At 41.0% G+C, this 24,949-nt stretch carries 22 protein-coding genes; 7 read left to right on the top strand and 15 right to left on the bottom strand.

The features are described from left to right. Positions 1-99: 99 nt before the first annotated feature. On the top strand, positions 100-945 hold the full coding sequence (locus J8M00_RS13950) for a type 1 glutamine amidotransferase domain-containing protein (RefSeq protein WP_211011051.1): 846 nt from the start codon (positions 100-102) through the stop codon (positions 943-945). A gap of 626 nt (positions 946-1,571) precedes the next feature. Here the strand turns inward: J8M00_RS13950 and J8M00_RS13955 are convergent. The 7 genes from J8M00_RS13955 to J8M00_RS13985 are packed head-to-tail and all read right to left on the bottom strand — an operon-like array spanning position 1,572 to position 6,483. Beyond that, positions 1,572-2,516, bottom strand: a complete 945-nt coding sequence (locus J8M00_RS13955) for an ion transporter (RefSeq protein WP_211011053.1) — start codon at positions 2,514-2,516, stop codon at positions 1,572-1,574. 44 nt (positions 2,517-2,560) lie between these two features. Beyond that, positions 2,561-3,766, bottom strand: a complete 1,206-nt coding sequence (locus J8M00_RS13960) for a low temperature requirement protein A (RefSeq protein WP_211011055.1) — start codon at positions 3,764-3,766, stop codon at positions 2,561-2,563. Between the two features lies 1 nt (position 3,767). Further along, complete coding sequence (locus J8M00_RS13965) at positions 3,768-4,322, bottom strand: carboxymuconolactone decarboxylase family protein (RefSeq protein WP_211011056.1); 555 nt, start codon at positions 4,320-4,322, stop codon at positions 3,768-3,770. Between the two features lie 12 nt (positions 4,323-4,334). Then, a complete protein-coding gene (locus J8M00_RS13970) occupies positions 4,335-4,976 on the bottom strand; it encodes a DsbA family oxidoreductase (protein WP_211011057.1) in 642 nt (213 codons plus the stop codon). 2 nt (positions 4,977-4,978) lie between these two features. Then, complete coding sequence (locus tag J8M00_RS13975) at positions 4,979-5,341, bottom strand: cupin domain-containing protein (protein WP_211011058.1); 363 nt, start codon at positions 5,339-5,341, stop codon at positions 4,979-4,981. A gap of 8 nt (positions 5,342-5,349) precedes the next feature. Next, complete coding sequence (locus J8M00_RS13980; RefSeq protein ID WP_211011059.1) at positions 5,350-5,892, bottom strand: redoxin domain-containing protein; 543 nt, start codon at positions 5,890-5,892, stop codon at positions 5,350-5,352. A 9-nt stretch (positions 5,893-5,901) separates the two neighbouring features. Continuing rightward, positions 5,902-6,483 (bottom strand): NAD(P)H-dependent oxidoreductase, encoded by a 582-nt coding sequence (locus J8M00_RS13985; RefSeq protein ID WP_211011060.1) that lies wholly within the window; start codon positions 6,481-6,483, stop codon positions 5,902-5,904. 120 nt (positions 6,484-6,603) lie between these two features. Here J8M00_RS13985 and J8M00_RS13990 point away from each other — a divergent pair, with 120 nt between their 5' ends. Next, entirely contained in the window at positions 6,604-6,975 is a 372-nt protein-coding gene (locus J8M00_RS13990) for a winged helix-turn-helix transcriptional regulator (RefSeq protein WP_010559183.1), read from the top strand. Between the two features lie 79 nt (positions 6,976-7,054). Here the strand turns inward: J8M00_RS13990 and J8M00_RS13995 are convergent, their stop codons facing one another. The 3 genes from J8M00_RS13995 to J8M00_RS14005 form a co-directional block, all read right to left on the bottom strand. Beyond that, complete coding sequence (locus J8M00_RS13995) at positions 7,055-7,372, bottom strand: hypothetical protein (protein WP_211011061.1); 318 nt, start codon at positions 7,370-7,372, stop codon at positions 7,055-7,057. A gap of 78 nt (positions 7,373-7,450) precedes the next feature. Then, positions 7,451-8,221 (bottom strand): 2OG-Fe(II) oxygenase, encoded by a 771-nt coding sequence (locus J8M00_RS14000; RefSeq protein WP_211011062.1) that lies wholly within the window; start codon positions 8,219-8,221, stop codon positions 7,451-7,453. Positions 8,222-8,224: 3 nt separating this feature from the next. Continuing rightward, on the bottom strand, positions 8,225-8,929 hold the full coding sequence (locus J8M00_RS14005) for an aldehyde dehydrogenase family protein (RefSeq protein WP_211011455.1): 705 nt from the start codon (positions 8,927-8,929) through the stop codon (positions 8,225-8,227). Between the two features lie 25 nt (positions 8,930-8,954). Here J8M00_RS14005 and J8M00_RS14010 point away from each other — a divergent pair, with 25 nt between their 5' ends. From J8M00_RS14010 to J8M00_RS14020, 3 genes are all read left to right on the top strand, one after another. After that, positions 8,955-9,557, top strand: coding sequence for a hypothetical protein (locus J8M00_RS14010; RefSeq protein ID WP_211011064.1), 603 nt, complete (start codon positions 8,955-8,957; stop codon positions 9,555-9,557). After that, the gene (locus J8M00_RS14015; protein ID WP_211011066.1) at positions 9,496-10,104 is read left to right on the top strand and encodes a glycoside hydrolase family 16 protein; all 609 of its coding nucleotides are present in this window, start codon (positions 9,496-9,498) and stop codon (positions 10,102-10,104) included. The genes J8M00_RS14010 and J8M00_RS14015 overlap by 62 nt, the downstream gene beginning before the upstream one ends. Before the next feature lie 330 nt (positions 10,105-10,434). Continuing rightward, positions 10,435-11,307, top strand: a complete 873-nt coding sequence (locus tag J8M00_RS14020; RefSeq protein ID WP_211011067.1) for an SDR family oxidoreductase — start codon at positions 10,435-10,437, stop codon at positions 11,305-11,307. A 42-nt stretch (positions 11,308-11,349) separates the two neighbouring features. Here the strand turns inward: J8M00_RS14020 and J8M00_RS28315 are convergent, their stop codons facing one another. The 3 genes from J8M00_RS28315 to J8M00_RS14035 form a co-directional block, all read right to left on the bottom strand. After that, positions 11,350-13,704 carry a hybrid sensor histidine kinase/response regulator gene (locus tag J8M00_RS28315; protein ID WP_211011069.1) on the bottom strand — a complete coding sequence of 785 codons (2,355 nt, stop codon included), beginning with the start codon at positions 13,702-13,704 and terminating at the stop codon, positions 11,350-11,352. Next, on the bottom strand, positions 13,701-14,729 hold the full coding sequence (locus tag J8M00_RS14030) for a cytochrome-c peroxidase (protein WP_211011071.1): 1,029 nt from the start codon (positions 14,727-14,729) through the stop codon (positions 13,701-13,703). Before J8M00_RS14030 ends, J8M00_RS28315 begins: the two co-directional genes overlap by 4 nt. 490 nt (positions 14,730-15,219) lie before the next feature. Further along, positions 15,220-16,281, bottom strand: a complete 1,062-nt coding sequence (locus J8M00_RS14035; RefSeq protein ID WP_211011073.1) for a hypothetical protein — start codon at positions 16,279-16,281, stop codon at positions 15,220-15,222. Between the two features lie 665 nt (positions 16,282-16,946). Between J8M00_RS14035 and J8M00_RS14040 the strand changes: the two genes are divergently transcribed. Continuing rightward, on the top strand, positions 16,947-18,665 hold the full coding sequence (locus J8M00_RS14040; RefSeq protein ID WP_211011075.1) for an alkaline phosphatase D family protein: 1,719 nt from the start codon (positions 16,947-16,949) through the stop codon (positions 18,663-18,665). 121 nt (positions 18,666-18,786) lie between these two features. Here J8M00_RS14040 and J8M00_RS14045 read toward each other — a convergent pair whose 3' ends face one another. Beyond that, positions 18,787-19,974: an NAD(P)/FAD-dependent oxidoreductase gene (locus J8M00_RS14045; protein WP_211011077.1), complete on the bottom strand. Its 1,188-nt coding sequence runs from the start codon at positions 19,972-19,974 to the stop codon at positions 18,787-18,789. A gap of 366 nt (positions 19,975-20,340) precedes the next feature. Between J8M00_RS14045 and J8M00_RS14050 the strand changes: the two genes are divergently transcribed. Then, a complete protein-coding gene (locus J8M00_RS14050) occupies positions 20,341-22,473 on the top strand; it encodes a S8 family peptidase (RefSeq protein ID WP_211011079.1) in 2,133 nt (710 codons plus the stop codon). A 451-nt stretch (positions 22,474-22,924) separates the two neighbouring features. Here J8M00_RS14050 and J8M00_RS14055 read toward each other — a convergent pair whose 3' ends face one another. Further along, positions 22,925-24,847 (bottom strand): methyl-accepting chemotaxis protein, encoded by a 1,923-nt coding sequence (locus J8M00_RS14055; protein WP_211011081.1) that lies wholly within the window; start codon positions 24,845-24,847, stop codon positions 22,925-22,927. Positions 24,848-24,949: the final 102 nt, after the last annotated feature.

The raw sequence follows: 24,949 nt of genomic DNA on the forward strand, positions 1-24,949 counted from the left end.
ATTCATGATTATATTAAATCAATTAATTTCAATAATGAAGGGAGAGTTTATATGCTGTTTTACATCGCAATCACCTACAGATAAAGCATAGGAAATACAATGAAATTAAACCCCCTCGTAGCGCTGGGCGCTTTGACATTAAGTCCACTAGCTCTTGCAGACGAAATATTAGTGGTTATGTCTGATACGCATAAAATGACTTTAAAAAATGGCACAGAATATAAAACCGGCGTGTATCTCAATGAGTTGATGGAGCCCGTAAAACTATTTTTAGAAGCTGGTCACACCCTTACCTTTGCGTCACCAAAAGGCATGGCCCCTAGGTTAGATCCAGTGTCAGATACACCAGACCACTTTTTAGATACCAGCAAAGCCTATTATAACTCGCATAAGGCGCTGTTTAATCAACTTATGATTGATGATAAAACGCATAGCCCTGTAGTCAGCTTTTCACGTATCGAACAAATAGGTATCGACAAATTTGACGCCGTATTTGTTCCAGGGGGTCATGCTCCTCTCGGGGATTTAGTCGCCAACCCTAAATTAGGTGCTTTTTTAAAACACTTCAATGCAACACAAAAACCGACAGGGTTAGTCTGCCACGGTCCTGTTGCACTTTTATCTGCGTTGCCTGATGCAAAAGCGTTTGAGACACAAATGAAGCTAGGCAAAGAACCGACATCTACAAAGGGCTGGATATATGAAGGGTATAAAATGACCACTTTCAGTAACTCAGAAGAAGCTGTTGCGACACAGTACTATCTTAGTGGGGATGAGCTATTTTACTGGCCACAGGATGCGTTAACTGAAGCTGGCGGCAAGTACGACCGAAGTGAGCAAGACTGGCAACCTCATATTGTTGTCGACCGCGAACTGATAACAGGACAGAACAATAAGTCTTCTGTTGGCGTTGCTCAGGCGCTTTTAGATAAGCTTAACAAATAAGCTATTCTCACATTCTTTTATCAGCGTGCGATTGCACGCTTTTTTTGATCGCACCTGCCGTATATAACCGCCAAAACCCTCTCGTTCTCAACCCCTTAAATACTCGTTTGTACCCTACCTTTATCTATGCCAGGTTCTGGCGCCGCCAACAGCTATTTCACTCTTTAATTTTTGTAATCACGTGGTGATTCCAGAAAGAATTCAGAATTAGATAGACTATTAATCAGCAAGTTATCAAATAACTCATAATTTGAAGTTTTCGTTATTTTAATCTCAGAATAATCATACTTACAAATAACTAACAATTAATAGTTTAGTTTTTGACTTGTTTTTATCGTGTAAATTTAGAAAAAATTGCAGCGCTTTATTCCTACACTGTGAGATAAGCCATTTATTTCCTAAATTTAAACCTTATGTACAATCTTCTGGTGAAGCTCCTAATAACTTATCGTATAAACTAGATTATAAATTTATCTGGCCGGCACTATAGAGCGATGAAGGGACAGTCGCAGTTATTTTCTGTCATAGGCTGACTTATACAGAGTGGACTTAAACCAACTCGTTTATGCACCAAATTATTTAGATATCTTGGTTTATTATATCTTTTAGGCAGAATCGCTAAAAAGCTAGGCTTTACCGCAATGTGCGCATGTCACAGACTTAGAGTTGTGTCTGTTATAGTTTAATATTACCTGCTCAAGCTCTTGAGATGAGATCCCCATTGATTCAGACAACTTTTCAATAGCGACTTGTTCTTCAGAAGTAATTATTCCGTCCTGAAGAGCAGTAGCTATCTCATGTTCTAGTAGTTGTTTCCGCGTTCTCAGCTCATCTCCGAACTTAGCTGCAAGCATAGCAGCAGGTAACGCGACTATACCAACACCTAACAACATGATAAAAATGGATATAAATTTTCCTAAGAAAGTGATTGGTGTCACATCACCATAGCCAACCGTCGTCATAGTCACTACGGACCACCAAATGGCGCTGGGAATACTATCAAACACATCAGGTTGAGCCTCGTGCTCAACGCTATACATAACACTGGCTGACATTAACACTAAGACACTCATGATTATAATTGCTGCGCCTATGCTGGGTAATTCTTTTCTCAAGACATCCATGAATAGTCGAAGTCCTTTGAAGTAGTGAGTTAGTTTCAATAACCTAAGCATTCTAAGCAAACGCAGATATCTTAAATCTATTGCAAATATGAACGATAAGTAAAAAGGTGCTATTGCTAACAAGTCTATAAGTGAAACAGGGCTTAATGAATACCTAACTCTAGATTTTATTGGCGAAGAACTATCACTATGCGGTGATTCAACTGAAACCCATATTCTCGCGAAATATTCTAGCGTAAACACAACAATAGAAAAGATGTTAAACAAGAGAAACTCTAGATGGTACATTTCGCCTATAGGTTTATAAGACTCAAGAAGAATGGCACTCACATTTAAAATGATAAGTACTACGATAAAGCCGCTAAATAATCGACTAGTCCTCGAACCATCGAATCCGTGTTCGAGAATATCGTATACTTTTTGTCTAATTGTTAGTGCCTCGGTCATCTGTATTTCCGCTAATGTTTGAGTTAACTTTTAGTGCCTAATTCTTAAGTTTTAGCCTGTTCTTCTTTAGAAAAAGTAAGATAGGCTCTTGTTACTGGAATGGCTATTTGAGAGATTAATGCCGTTCCCCATAAAAGATTACCCACTAAAGCGGGCACATAGGGTAAGACCATTAATGTTGCTAAAGCCAAAGCAACACCAAACATTCGTACATTTGCGGTAGCAAATCGATGAGCAATGCGTTCTTCGATATTGAATTGAATCCAAAGTAGACACAGTAAATATGAGGCAAGCCCGATACAACCAATTGCACCATATTTAAGCGGGTATGGGTCCCAAAATCCTACTTTTACTTCACCAGCAAGCGCAACACCCACCATCACAGCAGAAAGCATCAGAAACAAATGGGCTAACCACCAGTTAACAAGTGTCCATTTTTCTTGATTTTTCGGTTTTCCATTGCCTACAAAGTCGAAATAAATCCAGCATTGAACAAATACCGCGATACCCCCAAACATAAAGTTAAATAGGACTTCTGGGGTGACTTTATAGACACCTTTTTCGGATAGTGTGATTACTAGCTTAAAGAATCCTTCGCCAACAACAATGAGTAACAGTAGAGCAAATCTCTCAGACATATGCCCTAACCGAGGCAAAAATCGCTTACACTCTAAAACGCCAATTTTGGGAAGCATATACAGAAGTTGGATCGAAAGTATGGCAAGAGCAAATAACGCAAAATTATACGGTTCAGGAAGAAAAGCACTTATTGCGAATACGATAGCAAGAACAAAGAAGTTGCGGCTTACTGTTCGTGAAAGCACTGTTGCTTCAACACCAAGCCTATTCGTTCTGTGATACAAATAGGCGGTGATCATTCTATTTGCTGCGTAAGCAAGGGCAAAATACATCCAGCCCTTATCTAAAACATGAGGAATCGACGCAGCCATAACCATTGCGCTTACAATTTGGCAAGACATGATGAGTCGATGTTTTACGTCTGTGCTGACATAGAGTGAGTTAAATACGCTAGAGTCTGCCCATGCAAACCACACAGCGATAAATAGTCCCGCAAATGCTAGAAAACCATCCACACTCAAGTGGTCACTTAAAAAGTTTCCAAGTAAGAAAATAATGACCACATGGATCAGATCATAAAATAACTCAACCCAATGCACATGGTCATGGGTATTATCATAGTCTAAGTGGTGCTTTGGCAATCGCCACATTGGATGATTTTCTAGTGGCATACTATTTCTCCGGCTTTTCCCAAGCATAAGGCTTCATAGCATCGTCCACTTTTGTATGTGTTAATGCGTTTGTGAAGTTTGAGATTAGTTTTGATGCCAGTCCGGTGAGCACTTCCAAAGCTTGGCGCTTAGTATATCCCGCATTCAAAAACTCATTTAACTTATCGTCACCAATATGACCTCGGTTGTCTAATAAGGCTTTTGTGAAATCATGAAGCGCTTGAAGTTTTGCGTCTGGCAGATTAGTGCCATTTCTCAACGCTTCAATAACATTATCTGGCATTTTAGATGACTTCATCATCCATGTATGGCCCGGAACACAATAGTGGCAATTATTCTCAAAGTTTGACGTCATAAAAACAACTTGTTGCTCAACTGGGCTAAATGTTGTTTCTTTCATGAAGCTTGTAAAGGTTTGGTTATACGCTTTATAGGTTGCTGGCGCTTCAGCTAAAATTTTGTGGAGGTTTGGGATCATGCCAAAACCTGCTAAAGATTGTTCCATTAGTGGTTTCGATTCTTCTGGAGCTGTATCCGGTTCATAATAAGTAAACATAATAAGTTGTCTCTATTTTAAATATTGATTGAGTACACGTTCGAAAGTGGTTACTTCTTGTGCACCTGATAGGGCCTGCTTGCCATTAAAAATAAATAATGGCACGCCATGTATTCCTTTTTGATGCCAGTGCTCTTCGATTAATTTCACTTCTTCAGTGTATGAGTTGTTAGCTATTACAGACTGAGCTTGGTGAGGGTTCAAGCCAACCTTTTGCACCACATGTATAAGTTCAGGCTCTGTAAAAGTGCCTCTATTACTAAAGAAATGCTCAAAAAATGCCTCTGCTAATTGGATTTGGAAATCACTTTCTTTCGTCCAGTGAAGCAGTTGATGACATTGATGTGTATTAAGCATTTTCATTTCATCAAAGTAGTTAAACTTGAAGCCGACTTTTTCGCCTTCTTCTGTCAACATGGCTCTGGCTCGAATGCTTCCCTCTAATGTAGTTCCGTACTTTTTCGACAAATGTTGTCTTAGGTTTTCACCTTCTTTTGGCATATTGGGGTTAAGCTCGAAGGGGTGCCAGACAATATTAACGTCGAATTTATTATCAAAATTGGCTAATGCCTTTTTTAAGCGGCCATAGCCAATGACACACCAAGGACAAACCACATCAGAAACGATATCAATGTTAATTTGTATCTTTGCCATGATTATTTCTTTTCAACGATAATTGCAGTGATTGTTGTGTCACCAACATTTTTAACTTGATGTTCCCATTGGTCATGCCACATAACATAGCCGTCTGGGATCTCCAAAGTCATGTCTTTTTCATTCGTTGTTATCGTCGCCTTGCCACCTTTTTCAAAGTAAACAGTCTCAGCATTGTGTTTATGCCAATTATCCTGTTCTCCTGGTTTTAATGTCATCTTGAGCACGGTAACTTCTTCGTTCTCAAGCAGTAGTTCATATTGATTTGGAGATGCAATGTGCGCAGATTTGACTTTCGTGTCCTCTGCAAGCGCACTTCCAAACAATAGGGCTGAAAAAACAGCTGACAATACAACCTTTTTCATAGGCGCTCCTATTTACGCATACCACGAATAGGGTAGTTGTTAGCGGGATTTCTTATCCAATCTAAACCACTAATCAATGATTGAAGTTCTGGCCTAACAAATGGATTGTTTGAAATGTCCACTACGTGGAGCTTTCCTTCGCTATTCACAACAAATAGACCCGGCTCAGCAAAAGGGTGATCCGTTTCTTCAGGCGATCTAGGATCTGATATATACAGTCCAAGCTCTTCCATCTGTTCAACAGTAAGGCCGTATGCGATAGGGAAGGTCACATTAAGTCTTTCCATATGACTTTCTAGTTGCGCTTTACTGTCACCAGAAACGACGATCAAATCTACGCCTGTTTGAGCAAGTAAGCCTTTTGCATTTTCTAACTGGTTTAAGTAGCGGGTACAGAGCGGGCAGTGTTGCCCTCTGTAAACAACAATCATCTTCCAATCCAAACCATTTTCAGGAGTAGACAACTTTTTAATATCGCCATTCAAAAGTTTGGCTTCGATAATTGGAAAATTAGCTCCTGCATGTAACTTACTGGTATATTCAACGCTCATGACTGCTCCTTAAAAATGTTTGTTAATGTGCGCTTCAAAACGTTTTAAGTCATTTTCCACATCGGCATTTTTCATCACATCAAAACACGCAAATGTTTCCATTGGTTTCATACCAAAGAACTTGAAGTTCATATGCATAGGGAACAGAAGATCATCAACAGATTTGCCATCAAAGAACTCAGTTTCGTCATTAAATGACTCTTCTGGCGCATTGAAAGTCAATGACATCATGTATTTCGTATTAGTTAGTGTGCCACCCATACCATAGTTTTCTTTAGGTGAGTCATGGTGGCGACCGTCACCATTACACAAAGCACCGCCCATACCTGCTGTATACACTTCATCCATATACTTTTTAAAAGACCAAGTAACCCCCATCCAATTAATTGGTGATTGGAAAATAACGAAATCCGCCCACTGATGGTTCTCTAGTTCTTTTTCAACATCTATCGCTTCAGACATTGTTACTACACGTGTTTTATGACCTTTTCCTTCTAATAAGCTAGCTGCTTTATCTACTAAGGTACTGTTAAGCTTGCCTTCAGAAAAAGGGTAATACTGATGACCATTGATGATTAAAATATTGCTCATTTGTGTTTACTCCAAAATTAAAATTTATTTTGAACGGTTATTTGTGGTATATTTTAGGTACCTTTTAACAACAATCAATTAGTATACTTTTAGTAACCTAGGATAAATAAGTGGGTAATTGTGGAAAGTTCAATAGAAACAGATAGTAAGGGAAGAAAAAAAGTTTATAACGCATGTACAGAGCCTTGTGCAATTGAAAAAGGCATGCGTTTAATCGGCGGAAAGTGGAAAGGATCAATCATATATCATTTAAAAGATGAGCCCGTCCGGTTTAATGATTTAACTAGAATGTTAGGCGGCGCAACAAAGAAAATGGTTGATCAGCGTCTCAAGGAACTTGAAGACGAAGGTATGGTAATTAGAAAAGTTATAAGCGATAGACCAATCGCAGTCACTTATGAACTTACTGATTTTGGGAAGTCAGCTTTACATATCTTGGAAGAGTTAAGAACCTGGTCAGAATCGAATGATGTTCAGCTAAATTCAAAGTAGCTTATTAATCAGCTCATCATTTAATACAATGTCATATGTTTTTAACCAAGATTTGGCCAAGTCAATGTCATTAAATAACTTAAAGAATTTGATAAAGATCGCGTACTTGTTGCTTAAATGCGTGTAGGCAAGCTGATTTAGATAGGTAGAATGCGACGTTTTTAAGTCCTGTCGCATTGCGTTTAGTTGTCGCTTTTTTAAATGTTTCACTTACTTCAGGGGTCATTAAGCTGTCACCTTCAAGGGCAACGAATACAGAATATGAAGGGTATTTATTGCCTATCAATAGCTTGTTGAAGTCATTATTATAGCGTTCAAATTTTTCAAAATTCCAAGGCCCAAGTACCTTTACATAAAACACATTATGCAAATATTCAATGTAACCACCCGTGTTCATTCATAAGTTCTTAATCCAATATATATACTAGCTTCATGTTTAATCCTAATATATGAAGCTAGTTTCAACTAACTTGTACTAATTAGTGGGAAAAAGTAAGTCCGTCCTAATTATATATTTGATGCCCTCGTCAATTGGCGCTGAACTATGCAGGCAGTGCAGGGGATGCATACCGTGCGGAAAACATAGTACGCTTCCGGCAGGTGTTCTAACATTGACAAGTTCTGCATCTTGAGCGCTTTTTGCAGGCAAAGTTTTATCATATTTGTTTACCCAAAACTGAGTTTCCCCTCCCGTAAATTCCTCTGAAAGCAAAATTAAAAACGTCATTTGACTCCATCGGTCAGGGTAAGCATTGTGTATATTTTTGCCTTCTCTAATTCGACTCCCAGGCCACGAACCATCGGTATGAGGTTTAAAGAAGTCTCCTTTGTCATATTTGTAGAATCTAAAACGCGCATTAATTCCAAGTGGAGTTTGCCCGTATATGACATCAATGCCTTGTGAGAAAAGGTGTTTACAGCGTTCCCATATAATTGTATCTGTAGCTTCATCAACTACCCACGTTAAACTATCGTTATGCCGAATATGGCGAGGTAGTGATACTGCGGCGTCTTTATTAAAACCTAATGTTTCTCCAATAGAGATAAAGGATTCACATTCCTCTTTGGAGAGTACATTGAGTATTTGAAATGCACCGGGCACTTCATCTATAACTTTGATAGTCGGTTCAAGCGTTGATAGCTTATCTAAGTTCGCTGGGTTTTGTGTTTTGCTTGCCCATAATGGAATGTCGTTACTTTCAGCACCAGATTCTTTTTCGACAATGTAGAATGTATTATCTTTCATCAATTACTCCACGACCGTAACTTGTGCAAATAGCCTGTGTCCTTCTTGGCTTCCGTGAAATCCATATCCACTTTGTTTAGCGCCAACCCAAGGACTATCTCCAGTGCCGCCTGGTCCTTTATTTATACCAATCATTCCAGCCTCAAGTTGATTTGCCACTGCTCTGGCATTTGTTTGTCCAAATACGACCGCTCCTAATCCGTAAATAGAGTTGTTAGTACGAGATATGGCTTCTTCAATACTCTCAAATTCAGAAATAGCGACAATTGGTCCAAATGTTTCATTTGACTCCATCTGCATATCAGGTTTCATACCCGTAATTACCGTTGGTTCGTAATATCGACCGTCTAAAATCCGACCACCTAATAGCAAATTAGCACCTTTAGAAAGGGCGTCTTTTACGTGCAAATCAATCTTACTGAGTTGTCTTTCATTAGTTATTGGCCCCAAATACGTGTTTTCGTCGTGCCAAGGGCCTATTTTGTATCGAGAAGCAATAGCTTTTACTTTCGCTATGAATTCAGGAGCAACCTTTGATTGGACATAAACTCGCTCAGTAGATGTACACATTTGGCCTGAATTTTCAAAGCTACTGGCTACAGCAAACTGTGCAGCAGCATCAAGATTTGCGTCAGGAATAGTAGGTAGCGAATTAACTTCTTTAGCAATGTCTTTATCAATGCTTGGATACCGATGCTGTAGTGATATTTATGAGCTTCCTGACGAAGAAAGAATGAGCCTGCTAAATGTTACAAAAGAGCGAATTTTTTATGCGTATGTAAATGTAGGCTGCCTCGAAAATAAGTGGACGCATCTTGCCAAGCTATATCCAAATGCTCAGATGATATTGTTTCAAGGCAATTCTCCGCATGAAAACTTGAATGACTTAAAAACAGCTTGGGGAAAGAGGCTTCTTTTACTAAACGAAAAGAATTGCTATCAATGGAAAGATATATGCGAATTCTTAAATGTAGTCCCTCCTGTAAGTCCTTATCCGAAAATTGAGGGAATACCCAAAAGAAAAGTAAAGGTTCTGGACAGCTCAGTTGGACAAAACAGATGGTTAGATAGAGATGAGTCACCGTGGATAATTGATAGGCAAAATAAAGAATTTGAATATATTCAATTACGGAAAATAACGGCTAATAAGCCTATCAACGATTACCAATTGGATAACAGTAAATTCTGGCTCTACCGAGACGATACATTTCCCGGCAATGAATGTTTATTTTCGCCAGATAACTTTCGAATAAAAAGCAGAACTAAAGCCAACTTTGTCGCACGAAAAGAAAATATGGAGGTTAGACAATATAGCTCTTCAGCAATCACATCATGAAAGTTTTCTGTATGGAAGATTTGAAGCAGAGCTAAAACCGCCTAAAGTTTCTGGGTTAGTAACAGGAGTTTTCTTACACAGAGATTCCCCTCGACAAGAAATCGACATAGAGTTTGTTGGTAACAAACCAACTAAGATGTTAACTAATGTCTATTACAACCCCGGTGTTGATGGTGCAAGATTTGATTACGGGTATAGAGGGACTCCATTTGAAATAGAACTAGGTTTCGATGCAACTAAAGAGTTTCATCGTTATGCAATAGAATGGTCTGAGAATGACATAAAGTGGTTTGTTGATGATAACTTAGTTCATAGACGTTCAAACTGGGGGCCAACTCCGATACCTCATTTGCCAATGCAATTTCACGTCAACTTATGGCCTACAAGATCTCGTGAATTAGCAGGAAAAATAGAAAACTCTAAACTACCAGCAGTTATGGAGCTAAGAGGAGTTTGTATTAATGCTAGGAAGTGTATTAATGAAAGAGCTATTGTGATTGATAAACGTGGCTTAAAAGAAGGTGACTTGGAGTTAGTTGATAGATAGAGCAGCTATATTAGCTGAACCAAATGAATGATCGTAGTTCGTACTAATTCATATACATACACGATTCTACGATCCATTTATTAGTTAATATATTTTCTATTCATTAAAAACTGCAACATTATTATTACACCTAAGAATAAAATGATTAACTCAGAATAGAGCGTTATTCTAAGTTCTCTAGAGAATCACCACACGCCAGTACCAATCAAGATTAACAATAAACTGAATTAATTTTGCTAATAGTAAAATGAAAGCAATTAATTTCATTAATAGCCAAGCGCAGAATAAGCTATGTGTAACTCAACAGATACCCGAATTTGGAGAATATACATGACACAATCTGTTTTAGTAACTGGTTCAAATAGCGGCTTTGGTTACCTAATTGCAAATACATTAGTACGTCAAGGTTACAAAGTTATAGGTACAATGCGCGACCCACAAGGCCGTAACGCTTCGATAGCAAATGAGATGAAGGCAAATGGTATTATCGTCATCGATATTGATGTCACTGATGACAGCAGTGTTGCCAATGGTATCGCCTTGGCAATTGAAAGCGTAGGTGACATAGACGTTATAATTAATAACGCAGGTGTTGGGACACTTGGTTGGCAGGAAAGCTTCAACATTGATGATTTCCAAAAGGTATTCGATATCAACGTGTTTGGTGTTCAGCGTATAACCCGCGCGATTTTACCGCATATGAAGCAACGAGGAAGTGGCACACTGATCCAAATTTCTAGTATTCTTGGTCAGTTTGTACTGCCATTTTTAGGCTCTTACAATGCAACCAAACACGCCGTAGAGGGCTTGGCGGAGAATTATCGCGTAGAACTGTCTCAATTTGGTATACAGTCTCTGATCGTTCAGCCTGGTGGGTTTGGTACTGATTTTGGCGCCAACCTGCTGCGCTCAAGTGATTCAAGCGTCACAGAAAGTTATGGTGAGTTTGCCACTGCCCCTGAAACGATGTGGGCTGGAACAGAGGCTGGCCACGATGCTGACAATGCGCCTGATCCACAAATGGTGGCGGACGCTATACTGACTCTTTTACAAACCCCTGCAACCCAGCGTCCATTTAGGACCACAGTAGATGGCACAGGATTAAACCAGACCATAGAAACCGTTAACCGCGCAACTGAAGCGGCTATGCAGCATATTTACGCATTATATGATATGGAGCACCTTCTTACACTTAAACAATAACAAAAGCGGAAGTATACCAAGCCACCTTTGGGTTGCTTGGTATTACTCTAAATTCAGTTCAGCCATATGTTGCTTGAAAACCGCTTCGAGCTCATCCATTTTAAAAGGTTTGCCTAAGTGCCCATTCATACCAACCTCTAGGTATTTGTCTACTTCACTTTGCATAACATTCGCTGTAAGTGCCACTATTTTCAACTGCTCTGGAGAAAACGCTTCACGGATCAACTTCGTGGCTTCAACACCGTCCATCACCGGCATTTGAATATCCATAAATACAATGTCAAACTTCCCTTGCGCCTGATTAATTTTATCTACTGCAATCTTTCCATTTTCAGCCACTTGCACATCTATCCCAGGGATCCGATCAAGTAATTTCAAAGCGACAATTCGATTGATATCATTGTCTTCAACCAGCAATACGCGTAAATCAATTCCTCCTAAGATATTTTCGCTTTGCTGCGCTGGGGCGTTACTCTCTACGGGTATATTGATTGTCCCATCTTGCGCTACTGTAGTTGATAATTGGGGCGGTTTTTTTGAGCTTAAAGCGTCTATTAAATCTCGTTTCAACAACGGCTTGTATAAAATAGGGAAACCGGATTCGGTGTCGATACTCTCTTGTGTGTGAGCGGTATATATGACTACGCGTTGCGGTAAACTTCCTTGAGCTTGCAGTATTTTAAGAAGTTCATTTGCTTGGCAGTCTGGTAGTACCCAATCAACCAAGAGAATGTCAAACGTTTGATTAGCGAGTGTAGTTTGCGCATCGCGGCCATTGGTCACACCCGAGACCTGTAGTCCGATAGAGCGAGATATATTTTGACTGATCTCCAAATAAATGGGGTCATCTTCCACGATCAGCATTGAACCAGAGATTGATTTGGGTTTGACCACCTCTTTTTCAGTGACTAACGCCAGAGGCAGTCGTACAGTGAATTTTGACCCTTTGCCCAACTCACTTTCAACCTGTATTTCACCACTCATCAATTCAGTAAGCAATTTACAAATTGTCAGTCCTAATCCAGTTCCGCCATACTTTCGCGTTGTCGATGACTCTGCTTGAGTAAAGCGCTCAAATAACTGGTCGACACTCTCTTGGGCAATACCGATCCCTGTATCAGCGATGGAAATTACCACCCATACTTTGTCATCTTCATACTCCTCTTGCTTCACACTCAAAGTAATCGAGCCATGTTCCGTAAACTTGACAGCATTTGAGGCAAAATTCAGCATAATTTGATTAATTCTGACTGGATCGCCAATATACTGTTTGCTGATATTTGGGGCCAAGTCAAAAATCAGTTTAACGTCCTTAGTATTGGCTAATGGTGTGATCAGAGAACGTAAATTATCAAGCAGATCTTCAAACTGAAATGGAATATGTTCAATATGTAGTTTCTTCGATTCGATCTTTGAGAAGTCTAGAATATCATTGATGATCGTGGTCAAGGCATTGGCTGAAAACCGTACTTTTTCCAAGTAGTTACGCTGAACGCTCGTTAATTCCGTCGAGAGTAAAATATCCGTTAACCCCAAGATTCCATTCATCGGGGTTCTTATTTCATGGGACATATTTGAAACAAATAGAGATTTAGTTTCAGCCGCTTGGTTAGCCAGTATATTGGCTTTTTTCAAGCCCACTAACAACCGTGATAGCGCGATAATAATCAATAAAAATATCGCGCAGATCAGCATAAAAACAGCGCGCACCATCAACCATTTAGTCGCTTCAATCGACTCAGAGACACCGTGAACATTGTGCAAAATCGTTTTCACCACTTCACTTTCTTGGATGGGCACTAGTAAATTCGACGCTTTCAATGCATTGTCTAAAACGAACTCGATATGTAAGCGCAATACTCTCAACCTGGGCGCTTGTGATTCAAGCAGTTTGAGCTCAGGCACCAACAAAACTAATTGGTTATTAACCGTCTCAATAACAGGAATTGAATTGGTAACATGTAAATTGGAGACAAGTGCAATACTGCGACTGATCAACACTTGCGCCTCTTGATTAAATTCGGCCTTAGACAACTCTAATTTGGCTATATAGCGATAAGATGTTTTGAGCATAGATGCCAACTGCATATAGGTATCGATGGTGTTTTTGAACTCATCTAAAGACTGCTTAATCTCAGAGTTTAAACGTGTATTCAACTCCAGCTCATTGATCAAACGTTCTAACTCCAGTTGCTTTTGGGCATGCCTATCAAAGTGGTATACATTTCGGTCCATCGCAGATAAAGTCTCTAGTGACAGCTCTGTCGCCATCCCCTGAAGCTGTCTTTTGAGCAGCAGTTCTTGTTGCAGGTTTTTTGATAGGAAATAAGCATCTATGGCTTGAGAGCCAAAAAACCAAATTAACAGTAAAAGGCACCCTTCAATTAAATATTTCACTCCGCTAATGACCTCGGCAATTCTCCAGTAAAGGCCTGTAATAAGGCTTCAATATCTGCCACATCTTCGTCACTGAGATCCAAACCCAACTGACCCTTTGCCATGATCCGGATGGCATCAGATAAATTATCCACAGAGCCATTGTGAAAATAGGGTGCAGTCAGTGCAACATTACGCAGACTTGGAACCTTGAATACAAACTTGTCCTGTGGGTTTTGAGTCAGCGCAAAACGGCCAACATCATCTAACAAGTGATTGGGCACCCGGTCCAACCGACCAACTTTTTGATACAAATTGCCGCCAATATTTCGCCCTTGATGACAAGTCACACAGCCATAGCCTATAAATTTTTCGTAACCGCGCTGCTGCTGAGGTGTCAAGGCACTGGCATTCCCAAGCAAAAAGGCATCAATAGGACTATTTTGTGAAATGAGTGAGGCTTCAAACGCCACAATGGCTTTGATGATATTTTCGGTCGTTACCCCCTCTTCTGATACCGCGTTAAAACTTTTGACAAAACCAGGCTGTGCTTTGAGTTTTTCTATGATTTCTTGCCAATTGCTGCCCATCTCAATCGGATTGTGGATAGGTTCTGGCGTTTGCGCTTCTAAGTTGGGACTGCGACCATCCCAAAATTGGCGGAAATTCAAAACCGAATTGAATACTGTTGGAGAATTTCTTTCGCCCAATTGCTGCTTTATTCCCACAGAAACTGAAAAACCGTCATCTCCGCCGTTATATAAATCATGACAAGATGCACAAGATACCGTGTTATCGGCTGATAATAGTGGGCTTTTAAACAACGCCTTACCCAATCTTGCCCAAGCAATATCGTATTGTTCGACCACAGGGAGCGGCTGGATCGGCGCCTCAACTTTGCGCTCTAAATAAGTGACGCCAGTTGACAGTATTTCGACTTCTTTTTGCCACTGGTGTTGCTGCTGGGATGCTTTTAACTGCATGGCAAGTACCAGCACTATGGCAAGTAAACACACAGTTACAAGAACCACATACCTACTACTCATAAATGCATCCTTGATAAACACCCTATTCAGTTAGACCATTGATCAAAGTATAGACAGTCACCACCATTTTAACTGGAAATTTTATGTAAAGCGCGAAGGAAGAATTTAGATTGGCCCAGAGCATCGAATAGATCGTATTTTTGCACTCACGCATGAGACCGAGTACACAGAAAAAGTAATGTAAACAATTAAGTTGCAAAGCCGCCAATACAACTTTATTAACGATGGGGCACCTTGCTCATAGAAGATCAAATAACACCTAAAGGACCCAGCGCTTTAAAATTCTAGTTATATTGTTTTCAATGCAATGAGTGAGGCCCTCAGATGATCAGGATCCCAAAAGGCATCGAAACCTCAATGTCCCAAACAACGTTTATGTTTGATATACAGCCGCGATAAGAAGGTTCACCTAGATGTCTAACTAAACAATTACAATTAAAAAAGCAGCAGGTGATGGCTGCCGCTTTTTCATTTTGGATAAAAAGTTAAATCAGCTGAGCTTTTCCAGCAAACCTTCAAGTGCTTTATTCACTTGCTCGTGGTCGTCCCAGTCCAACGCCCCCCAATCAATGTTGGTATCGAGTGTAGATACATCCACAAAAAGCAGCTTTTTCAGCACATCTACTTGTGTGATCTTTTTAACGTTATATGACTTCACTTTTGCGCTAGTAGGCTTTTTACCAAGTAACCGAGCAGCTATTTGCTCTCCTATTTCTCGCTTGTCACCAACACCCAACATTTTTTTATCGTGCAGCGCTTTGTATTCTTGCTCACACTCCAAAATAATTTTTTTAACTTTGACAAATGAAGCGCTTAAGCCGTCCTCATAGGCCTGAATTACTTCTGGGTAGCGAGTCAGTACATTGTAGTTGTCAAACGCGCCCATCGAAACGCCCAGGTTTTTCGCTTTTTCTCTGACGGTCAATTTCTTTTCGCCAATCTTTAACCTTGCCTGATCAATGCCTTCAATTTCTAGCATTGCAGACAAGAAAGCTTGTAACTTACCGTATTGTGGTAAATCTTCACGACTGGCGTTTTCTTGAAATTGTTTAACTTTATAAAGTAAAGGCTTGGAGTCATACACTTTGAACTGTGCGGCATGGTCAAGGCCGTATGTGTAAATCAAAGCAAAGAAGCGCCTGTGTCCTGTTAAAATTTGGTACTGGTTGTCTTCAAGAGGATAAACGGTAGGGACTTGGATAATTTCAGATACGGAAATGTTTTCACCTAGCTCTATAATCGACTCAATAGATTGGTTTGCTTTGCGCCAATCACTCGTTCCATACTTTAGGCAGTTAATAATGCAGTCTTTCCCTATGATCACCTTACCATCTGCTTCGTAAATTTCGACCAATTGGTTTTTAGACAACCTTCTTTCGACGAACAACCTTGCGTGCTCATTCTCGATAAATACGCAGGGTAAAAACCGCGCATTGGTTTCGTCTGGGGTGATTAAATTTAAAAATAGAGATTTATACTCAAAACTCTCACTGTGAAGTTTTTGGCTATTACTCAAAGTGGCTAAAATCAGATCATCTCTACTACTAAACATCGTATCTCAAACTATTTTTATTGCGTTGGCGGATCATAACATACCTACAATTGGATGCCATATAGTTCATATAACCACAATTAACTATGAATACTTTAATAACTTAGGTTGCTATATTCTCGATCAAAAAACTTAAACAAGAAGCTGAAACACGCCATCATTGATTGAAAAGTTGCAAATATACAACCTAGGACGACCCAGAAAGTCCATTTTTTATCAAAAAAGCAAATTATACTCAGCTTAACTTACTAAGTTTTGCCAAGTTCAATTTGCATCACAAAGTAGATAACGGTGTATCAAGGCTCCTGTGAATAGGCTTATGACTATATCTATAATTGGCGTGGAAAAGGTATTACAGATGATTACCCGGCCATTAACTTAACTCTTAGCTTTTCAGGGGAGAAGCTAGAACCTCGAAGTGAATCAATTGAGCTAACGCTTGCCAACGACACAGTCTGAATACCTGTTTGCATCCATGTGTGAGAAAAAGTGACTATAATTTTTATGCAAGTAATACGTAGCACTATAGAGCTGTCTCAAAAACAACACTCTGTACTTCAAAACAGTGCCATCAACGATACAGCTGCGCTATCAAATTAAGTCACTCGGCAATGTAGTTTTTTGCAAAGTATCAGGTTACTTTGCATAACAACAAAGGAATAACTATGACTCATCTACCATCCCCCAATCAATACGAATCATCCCTGCCCAAACTTAAGTCAATGTGTATAGTTGGGCACACAACAGACACCACCACAAAAATTTGGGTTAGGACATTTCAACCAGGTCAGTGGTGCTTAGTACTGGTGAATGACGCAAATATTCAGCAAGTTAAAGGCACGCTGAATGCATTTACTTCTCATCCAAATGACGCTTGCTTTTCTGCATCAGGCATAGTCAAAGCCACATTAAACACAGATGAAAAATATGATAACTGTGAGTGTGTAACAATCGAAAACCTAACGCCAAATACCCGTTACTATTATTACCTGTTCGCCTATGGGGATACATATGACCAACTGCCGCGAAAAATAGAGCGTGGTATGGCCATCGAGCACGCATTTTGCACCGATGAAGCAAACCCAAATTGGCAAAACTTTAGTTTTGGCTTTTACAGCTGTCACGATCCTTTTGGTCATCGCTCTATATCAGATGGGCTTTGGCCAGACTTTGGGGAAGTACTAGAAGATAAAAACACCCGCTTTGTCATTGGCGGGGGCGACCAAGTATATTGCGATACCCATGGTAAACGCTCACGTCGGCAGGCCAAAAAACAAAAGCCAATCATAGAAGATCTCTGGGTTTGGTTAAGCAAGCATAAAAATGACTTATACAATGCCTATATGGAAGGTGAGGAACTCAACACTGAAGGCGTGATCGACTATCTTGCAAAGCTCTATCGTATTTATTATCGAGTGTATTGGAATTTCGATTCGCTCAGAACCGTTTACTGTTCTTATCCGCAATACATGATGTGGGACGACCATGAGATTATGGACGGCTGGGGGTCGCTGACTAGGGACCAGCGAATAGATAAATTAAGCAACTTCTGGCAAGACGATGAAGATCACATCAATTCAAAAATCGCTAGATTGGCTTATCAAGCCGCAAAAAGAGCCTATCTGGACTACCAGCATTTACATAACCCAGATACCAATGTATCGAATAGACAATACGATATCGTAGACAAACAGCAACAGTGGGATTATGGCTTTATCAAAGGCCCCATTGGCGTTTATATGCTTGATACACGCTCTCATCATGATGTTGAACACCAAGCCGACGGTGCCCGTTTGTTAGGGCCAGAGCAAATGACGCGCTTTTTACAATGGCTTAACACCACCGCAGCGAGCGGCGTAAAAGCCCTGTTTATTGTCACCGCCGTGCCAGTTGTGCATTGGAATGACACTGTTATGAACAACATGGATCTACTGTTAAAGATTTTTGGCGCGATGGATGATGCCATTGATGAGTGGGGTAATGAAACCAATATTACTGAGCGAAACAACCTGTTAGAGCAAGTATTTAAAGCCTCACACGCCAATCAGATCCCCATTACTTTCTTAAGTGGTGACGTGCACTGCTCATCGGCATTTAATTTAAAGTCGCCTAACTACACCGACGCCAAAGTAATGAACATTACCTCGAGTGCAATTTCACGCAAACCACCTCCTGCGATGGCCTCAGTCGCCATTGAAGGCAGCAAAAGTATGTACCGTTCGACCCATATAGAAGTGGAAAACGTGTTTGAAATGGCCGGGAAAAACAACTTCCTCGTGGTTGATATTGAGGAAAAAGACAATGACTTGTCTATTAAGGCGAATATCTATTATGGCAAGCCCAATGATGATGAGTTGCAATGCGCACACATCGACATTATCTAAGTCAGGAAGTACAAAAGTAAGCCAGTACACTCAAACAAGGCTTTAGAGAGGAGTATTAAGGAAAAACCAAACGGGCACTAATCGTAAATATGTCCCGTTTGGTTGTTAAAGTAGCGATGAACTAACACACCTGCCCACATGCCCAGCCGCTTGACCATGCATATTGGAAGTTATAGCCGCCGAGCCAACCGGTGACTTCGGTCACTTCGCCGATAAAGTACAGGCCTTTGGCTTTTTTCGCTTCAAACGTTTTAGAGCTCAACTCATCACTGTCGACGCCGCCTAAGGTCACCTCAGCGGTACGGTAACCTTCTGTTCCATTGGGCTTGATTTGCCATACACTTAATGTGTTCGCAATCGTGTCAATCTCACCGTGAGTTAGTTGGTTTGCCGGTTTATCTGGCACGCTGTTTTCACTGATTAACGCTTCAACAAAACGCTTAGGTAGAAGCTGTCCTAGTAGGTTTTTAACCGACTTTTGACCTTGGTTTTGACGCCAATCATGGAGTAGCTCTGTCACGTTTGTATCTGGTAATAAGTTGATACTGACCGCCTGCCCTGCTTGCCAAAATGACGAGATCTGTAAAATTGCCGGGCCGGATAACCCTCGATGAGTAAAGAGGATATTTTCTCTGAATTGGGTGCCATCTTCGCTGCTTACTAGACTATCGACACTGATCCCAGACAAACCTTCAAAACGTGCTTTGTCGTGATCGTGTAAAGTAAATGGCACCAAAGCCGCAGTTGTTGGCAGTAGCTTTAATCCAAACTGTTCTGCGATTTTATATCCAATGGGAGTTGCGCCAAGTTTAGGCATAGTTAACCCGCCCGATGCCACCACTAAAGAAGCACAACTAAATGTCTGCTCTGATGTTGTTACTATATATAAGCCTTGTTCATCGCGCTCAACATTAAGCACTTCATTGCGCAAAAAGATTTCAACGCCGGCCCATTCACACTCAGTCTTCAAAATATCAACAATGTCTTGTGCACTGTTATCGCAAAAGAGTTGGCCCAGTGTTTTATGGTGATAATTTAAGCCATGACGGTCCACCAGCTCAATAAAATCATGTTGGCTATAACGGCTCAAACTGGATTTTACGAAGTGAGGATTGGCACAGAGGTAGTTTTCTGGTGCGGCATTTTCATTGGTAAAATTGCAACGTCCACCACCACTTATGAGAATTTTTCTTCCCACTTTTTTACCCATATCAACAATAGCGACCTTGCGGCCTCTGTAACCAGATTGTGCCGCACACATTAATCCTGCGGCGCCCGCACCAATAATCACCACGTCAAATTGCAACATTGTATACTCTGAAACGAAAAACTTATGTCGCAATTATAACTTTTTTTAAGCTTAGATGGGAGTTTATAGTTCAAAACACAACCAAAAAGACATATTTTTATCACTTTTTAGAATATGAGATAAATCATTTACATTTTTTTACATTGAAAAATAGATTATTCTTTAATCAAGAATATTTTGAAAAATTTTAATAAAAACATAATGATACTGTAATAAAGAAGCCTTTTATCCATCCGCTTATAACCAAATTAATAGTGTAAATAACAAAACAATACTTTCACACAAATCACAACAAGTTTACGTTTGTTAACCACTTGGCATGGAGAGGTTGCCAAGAAAAACAACAAGTAAAACAAGGGTAAAAAAATGACAACAGGAAATTTTAAATTAGCAGCACTTTCAATGGCTGTGACGGGATTACTTTCAGCAAACGCAGCAATGGCTATGCCAGAAGGTGTTAACACACAAGTTGAGTCATTCGGACCAGCAGTGCCAAGTCAGGCTCAAATCGCACAAAAACTAGAATCACAAAGCGGTTTCGGTACTCAGTTCATCATCAAATATAAAAACAACAACAATGACATCATGTCACTATCAAGTGCTGATGCATCACCAGCAATGATGAACACTCGCGCTCGCAGTTTCGTATCAGGCTTCAACAGCAAGCGTGCAGCTGCTAAAGCACAATACGTTCGCCCTATGGCATTGTCGAACCACCACGTAATGCGTGCAGACAAAAAGCTAAGTGCAGCAGAAACACAAAAATTCATGCAGGACATGATTGCATCTGGTAACGTTGAGCACATCGAAGTTGACCAAATGCTACAGCCATTCGCTGTTCCAAACGATCCTAGCTACAGCTCACAATGGCACTACTTCGAAGCTGCGGGCGGTATCAATGCTCCGGCGGCTTGGGATAAAGCAACAGGTAGCGGCGTAGTAGTTGCAGTACTAGATACTGGTTACCGTCCACACGCTGACTTAAACCCAAATATCCTGCAAGGTTATGACATGATCTCTAACCTGTCAGTTGCAAACGATGGCGGCGGTCGTGATAGCGATGCTCGTGACCCGGGCGATGCGGTTACTGCAAACGAATGTGGTTACACACACAGCGCACGTAATTCAAGCTGGCACGGTACTCACGTTGCAGGTACTGTTGCTGCAGTGACTAACAACGGCGAAGGCGTTGCTGGTGTTGCTTATGACTCAAAAGTTGTTCCTGTTCGTGTACTTGGTAAGTGTGGTGGTTTAACGTCTGATATTGCTGACGGTATCATCTGGGCATCAGGCGGTTCAGTTTCTGGCGTACCTGCAAACGCAAACCCTGCTGATGTTATCAACATGAGTTTAGGTGGCAGCGGTGCATGTAGCTCTACAACACAAAGTGCAATCAACCAAGCTCGTGCAAACGGCACAGTGGTTGTTATCGCAGCAGGTAACGACAACGATAATGCAAACAACTACAACCCAGGTAACTGTTCTGGCGTAGTAAACGTTGCATCTGTTGGCCGTAACGGTGGTCGTGCTTACTACTCTAACTACGGTACTTCTATCGACGTTGCAGCACCAGGTGGCGCACAAAGTTTTGCAAACGACCCTGAAGGTATCCTTTCAACTTATAACTCTGGTAGCAACACACCTGTGAGCGATAGCTACAGCTACTCACAAGGTACTTCAATGGCTGCACCTCACGTTGCTGGTATTGCGGCATTAATCAAACAAGCTAAACCAACTGCTACACCAGATGAAATCGAGTCTATCCTAAAAGATACAACGCGTAGCTTCCCTGCAACGTGTACAAACTGTGGTACAGGTATCGTTGATGCAAACGCAGCTGTTGATAAAGCACTTGGTAACGACAACACAAACCCAGGTGACAACGTACTTGTAGACGGCGAAGCTAAAACAGGCCTAAGTGGTGCGAAGAATGCTGAAGCTTTCTTTACTTTCGAAACACCAGCAGGCGCAAGCAAAGTGACTTTCACAATGAGTGGTGGCACAGGTGATGCTGACCTATATGTAAGAGCGGGTTCTAAGCCTACAACAAGCACTTATGACTGTCGTCCTTACGAAAGTGGTAACAACGAAGTATGTACAATTGACAACCCATCTGGCACATATCATGTGATGATGCGCGGTTATGCTGCATACAACGGTGTAAGTTTAGTAGCTAATACAGAAAGCTCAGGTACTCAACCTGGCGGTATCACAGAGACTAACCTATCTGCTTCAACTGGCAACTGGAGTCGTCACCAAGTGACTGTTCCTGCTGGCATGACAAGCCTAACGGTTAAAATCTCAGGTGGTTCTGGTGATGCGGACCTATATGTAAACCCAGGCAGCGCACCTTCTACTTCAACTTACCAGTGTCGCCCTTACGAAAGTGGTAACGTAGAAACTTGTACTATCACAAACCCAGCAGCTGGTGAGTGGCACTTTGGTATTCGCGCTTACCGTACTTTCTCTGGTGTAACACTAGACGCACAGTACAAATAATCCCTAGTACTTAAGTAACAACACAAAGCCGGACTCGTACCGGCTTTTTATATATCCGCGTTATGCCTCAGTATTGAGGCATAAAAAAAGCCAAACATCCGTTTGGCTTTTTGCTTTAGTAGTTAGATCGGTTAAGTTATCAAACTACGTAGGCTGTAGCCTGTCCCATTTGTGTGTTCCAAACAATTGCCAATTTACTTACATACAGCTTTATTGACACTGTTTACCAACTAAAGCTATCTCTACCACATTTATTCATACTTACCCTACCTATTCTGTAGTTACACTAGAGACACTGTACAGATCATTCTTAGTGCTTAACTTACAACACAAATCCGGACTTCACGTCATCTTTTTATATCCGCACTATGACTCGAAAGCTTGCCATAAAAAAGCCAAACATATGTTTGGCTTTTTGCTTACTCTCACGTTAATAGTCAAACTAATCTTGCTACAAGCCCAAGCTTGCTCTTATCTGTGCCATTTGCTGTTCCAAACTTTGTTGTATTTGGCTTATTTGTTGGTTTGAGCCACTTACTTGCTGTTTCATAGATGCCATTGAACTGCTAAAACTATCGACCAGTTCAGTTTGTTGATTAGTTAATGCCATGGCATCTGCCGCAACTTGGCTTGCCCCCTGTGCACGCTCAGCAACCCCTTCAGAATTGCGTTTTAGCTCTTGAGCATGATTGGTTTGCTGCTGCGCCTCTGATGCCAGCGCGCTGATCTGGTTAGATACCTTGCTGGAGTTATCACTTAATATATTCAATTGCGCATTGATATCCGTCAGTGAATCTTGTGTTTGTCTGGCAAGCTTTCTCACTTCATCGGCAACCACTGCAAACCCTCGACCATGCTCACCAGCACGTGCTGACTCAATCGCGGCATTAAGCGCTAGTAAGTTTGTTTGCTCCGCAATGGTGTGGATCATTTCGATAACTCTACCCACATCTTCAACCCCAACTAAGAGTTCATTTAGACTGATCAACCCTTGGTCAACACGATCTTGCGTACTTGAGCTGGCTTTGAGCATCGACTCAGCAAAACCCACACTTTGAGTCATTGCGTTATAGGTATCACTGGCATTATCAGCAACTTGCTGGTTGATATTGCTGGCCTCAAAACCTATCGATTTAATTTCATCAAGTTGCAGTTGGTTGTGTTCAACCTGCTCATAAGTATGCTCTGATTGCTGACTAATGCTGGCCAAGTTGCTGTTCATATCTTGCATAAAGTCGTTGATCACTTGCAGCATTTGCTCACGCTCTTGGGCCTCAATACGCTGTCTTTCAATCAACTGATTAAAGTACTGTGCAATTTCACCTACTTCGGTATTGGCGCGCTTACATTTGATCTGCTTAAGCTCATTGCTCTCAATCAAGAACGCAAACCCATCTCTTAAGTTACGCAGTGGCGTAAGCACTTGGCTAAACTGTACCCAGTAAACACCTACCGCTAGAAGCACTAGCAAGCCTATCGCTGCACCAAAGATGGTAAAGACTTGTGATTTGAGCTCTGTCTGGCGATGTTTTAGCTGCTCACCAGCCGCCAGCATTAAAGTAGACAGTCGTTTGATGTCATCTCGTAAAGCAGATATTCCCTGCTGTCTCTGCTGCGCTTGGCGTAAGGTGTTTTCTAAGTCGCGGCTAAATCGGTTCGGCCAACTGGTCAGCTCGGATTTAATCTCTTGACCAAGGTCCTCTGGCTCTTCCCCTAAAAATAATTCGTCCTCGTCCACCTCAGCCATTACGCCGAGATCATCTAAACGCTCTATCTTTGCGGCTAAATTTTGTAATCGATTGAGAGATTGGTGCAAACTTTGTTGGGTGGCTTTGTCGTAATGTAAAACCAACTGATAGGTATAAATACTTAAATTGGTGGTCTCAAAATAATAGTCAGACGCCAGCGAGTAATATTGCTCACCAAGCGAATGACCTTGAGCCTGTGCAACATAATTCATCAATGACGATGCAGAGCCTGCCATTTGTCTCAGCGCATTATCTAATAGCGCCAGTTCATTGCCTGATAGCTTACCAAGTGCACGATATTTACCCTGAATGTCGCTGTTAAGCGCATCGAGCTGCTCTCCCATATCCGTCATCACATCACTGGACATGGTTGCCAAGTGCTGGTTTTTAATCGTGTTGATATGTTCACTGGCTTGGTTTAAATACAGGCTATCACCTGAACTCAGGTAGTCCTCAATGGTGCCTGCCAAGTCAATCAAAACCGTATTTTTAAGCTGAGTATATGCGCTATCTTGCTGATCTAGCTTACTAAAAACCTGACTCGCCCAAAATAAGGTCGCCGCAAGAATAATACTGGCAATAGCCAACAAAACCGCCAGCAGCCGGGTAAAAGATGAAACACGCATATGTACTACAAACCCCAAAAAGTGAATTTCGGGCTCAGAGTATTAACCTTTTATGACAATTTGATGTAACTTGTATACTAATCACTCAATCTAACGTAAAAG

Origin of the sequence: Pseudoalteromonas luteoviolacea, assembly GCF_018100925.1 — a bacterium.
GTDB lineage: Bacteria > Pseudomonadota > Gammaproteobacteria > Enterobacterales > Alteromonadaceae > Pseudoalteromonas > Pseudoalteromonas obscura.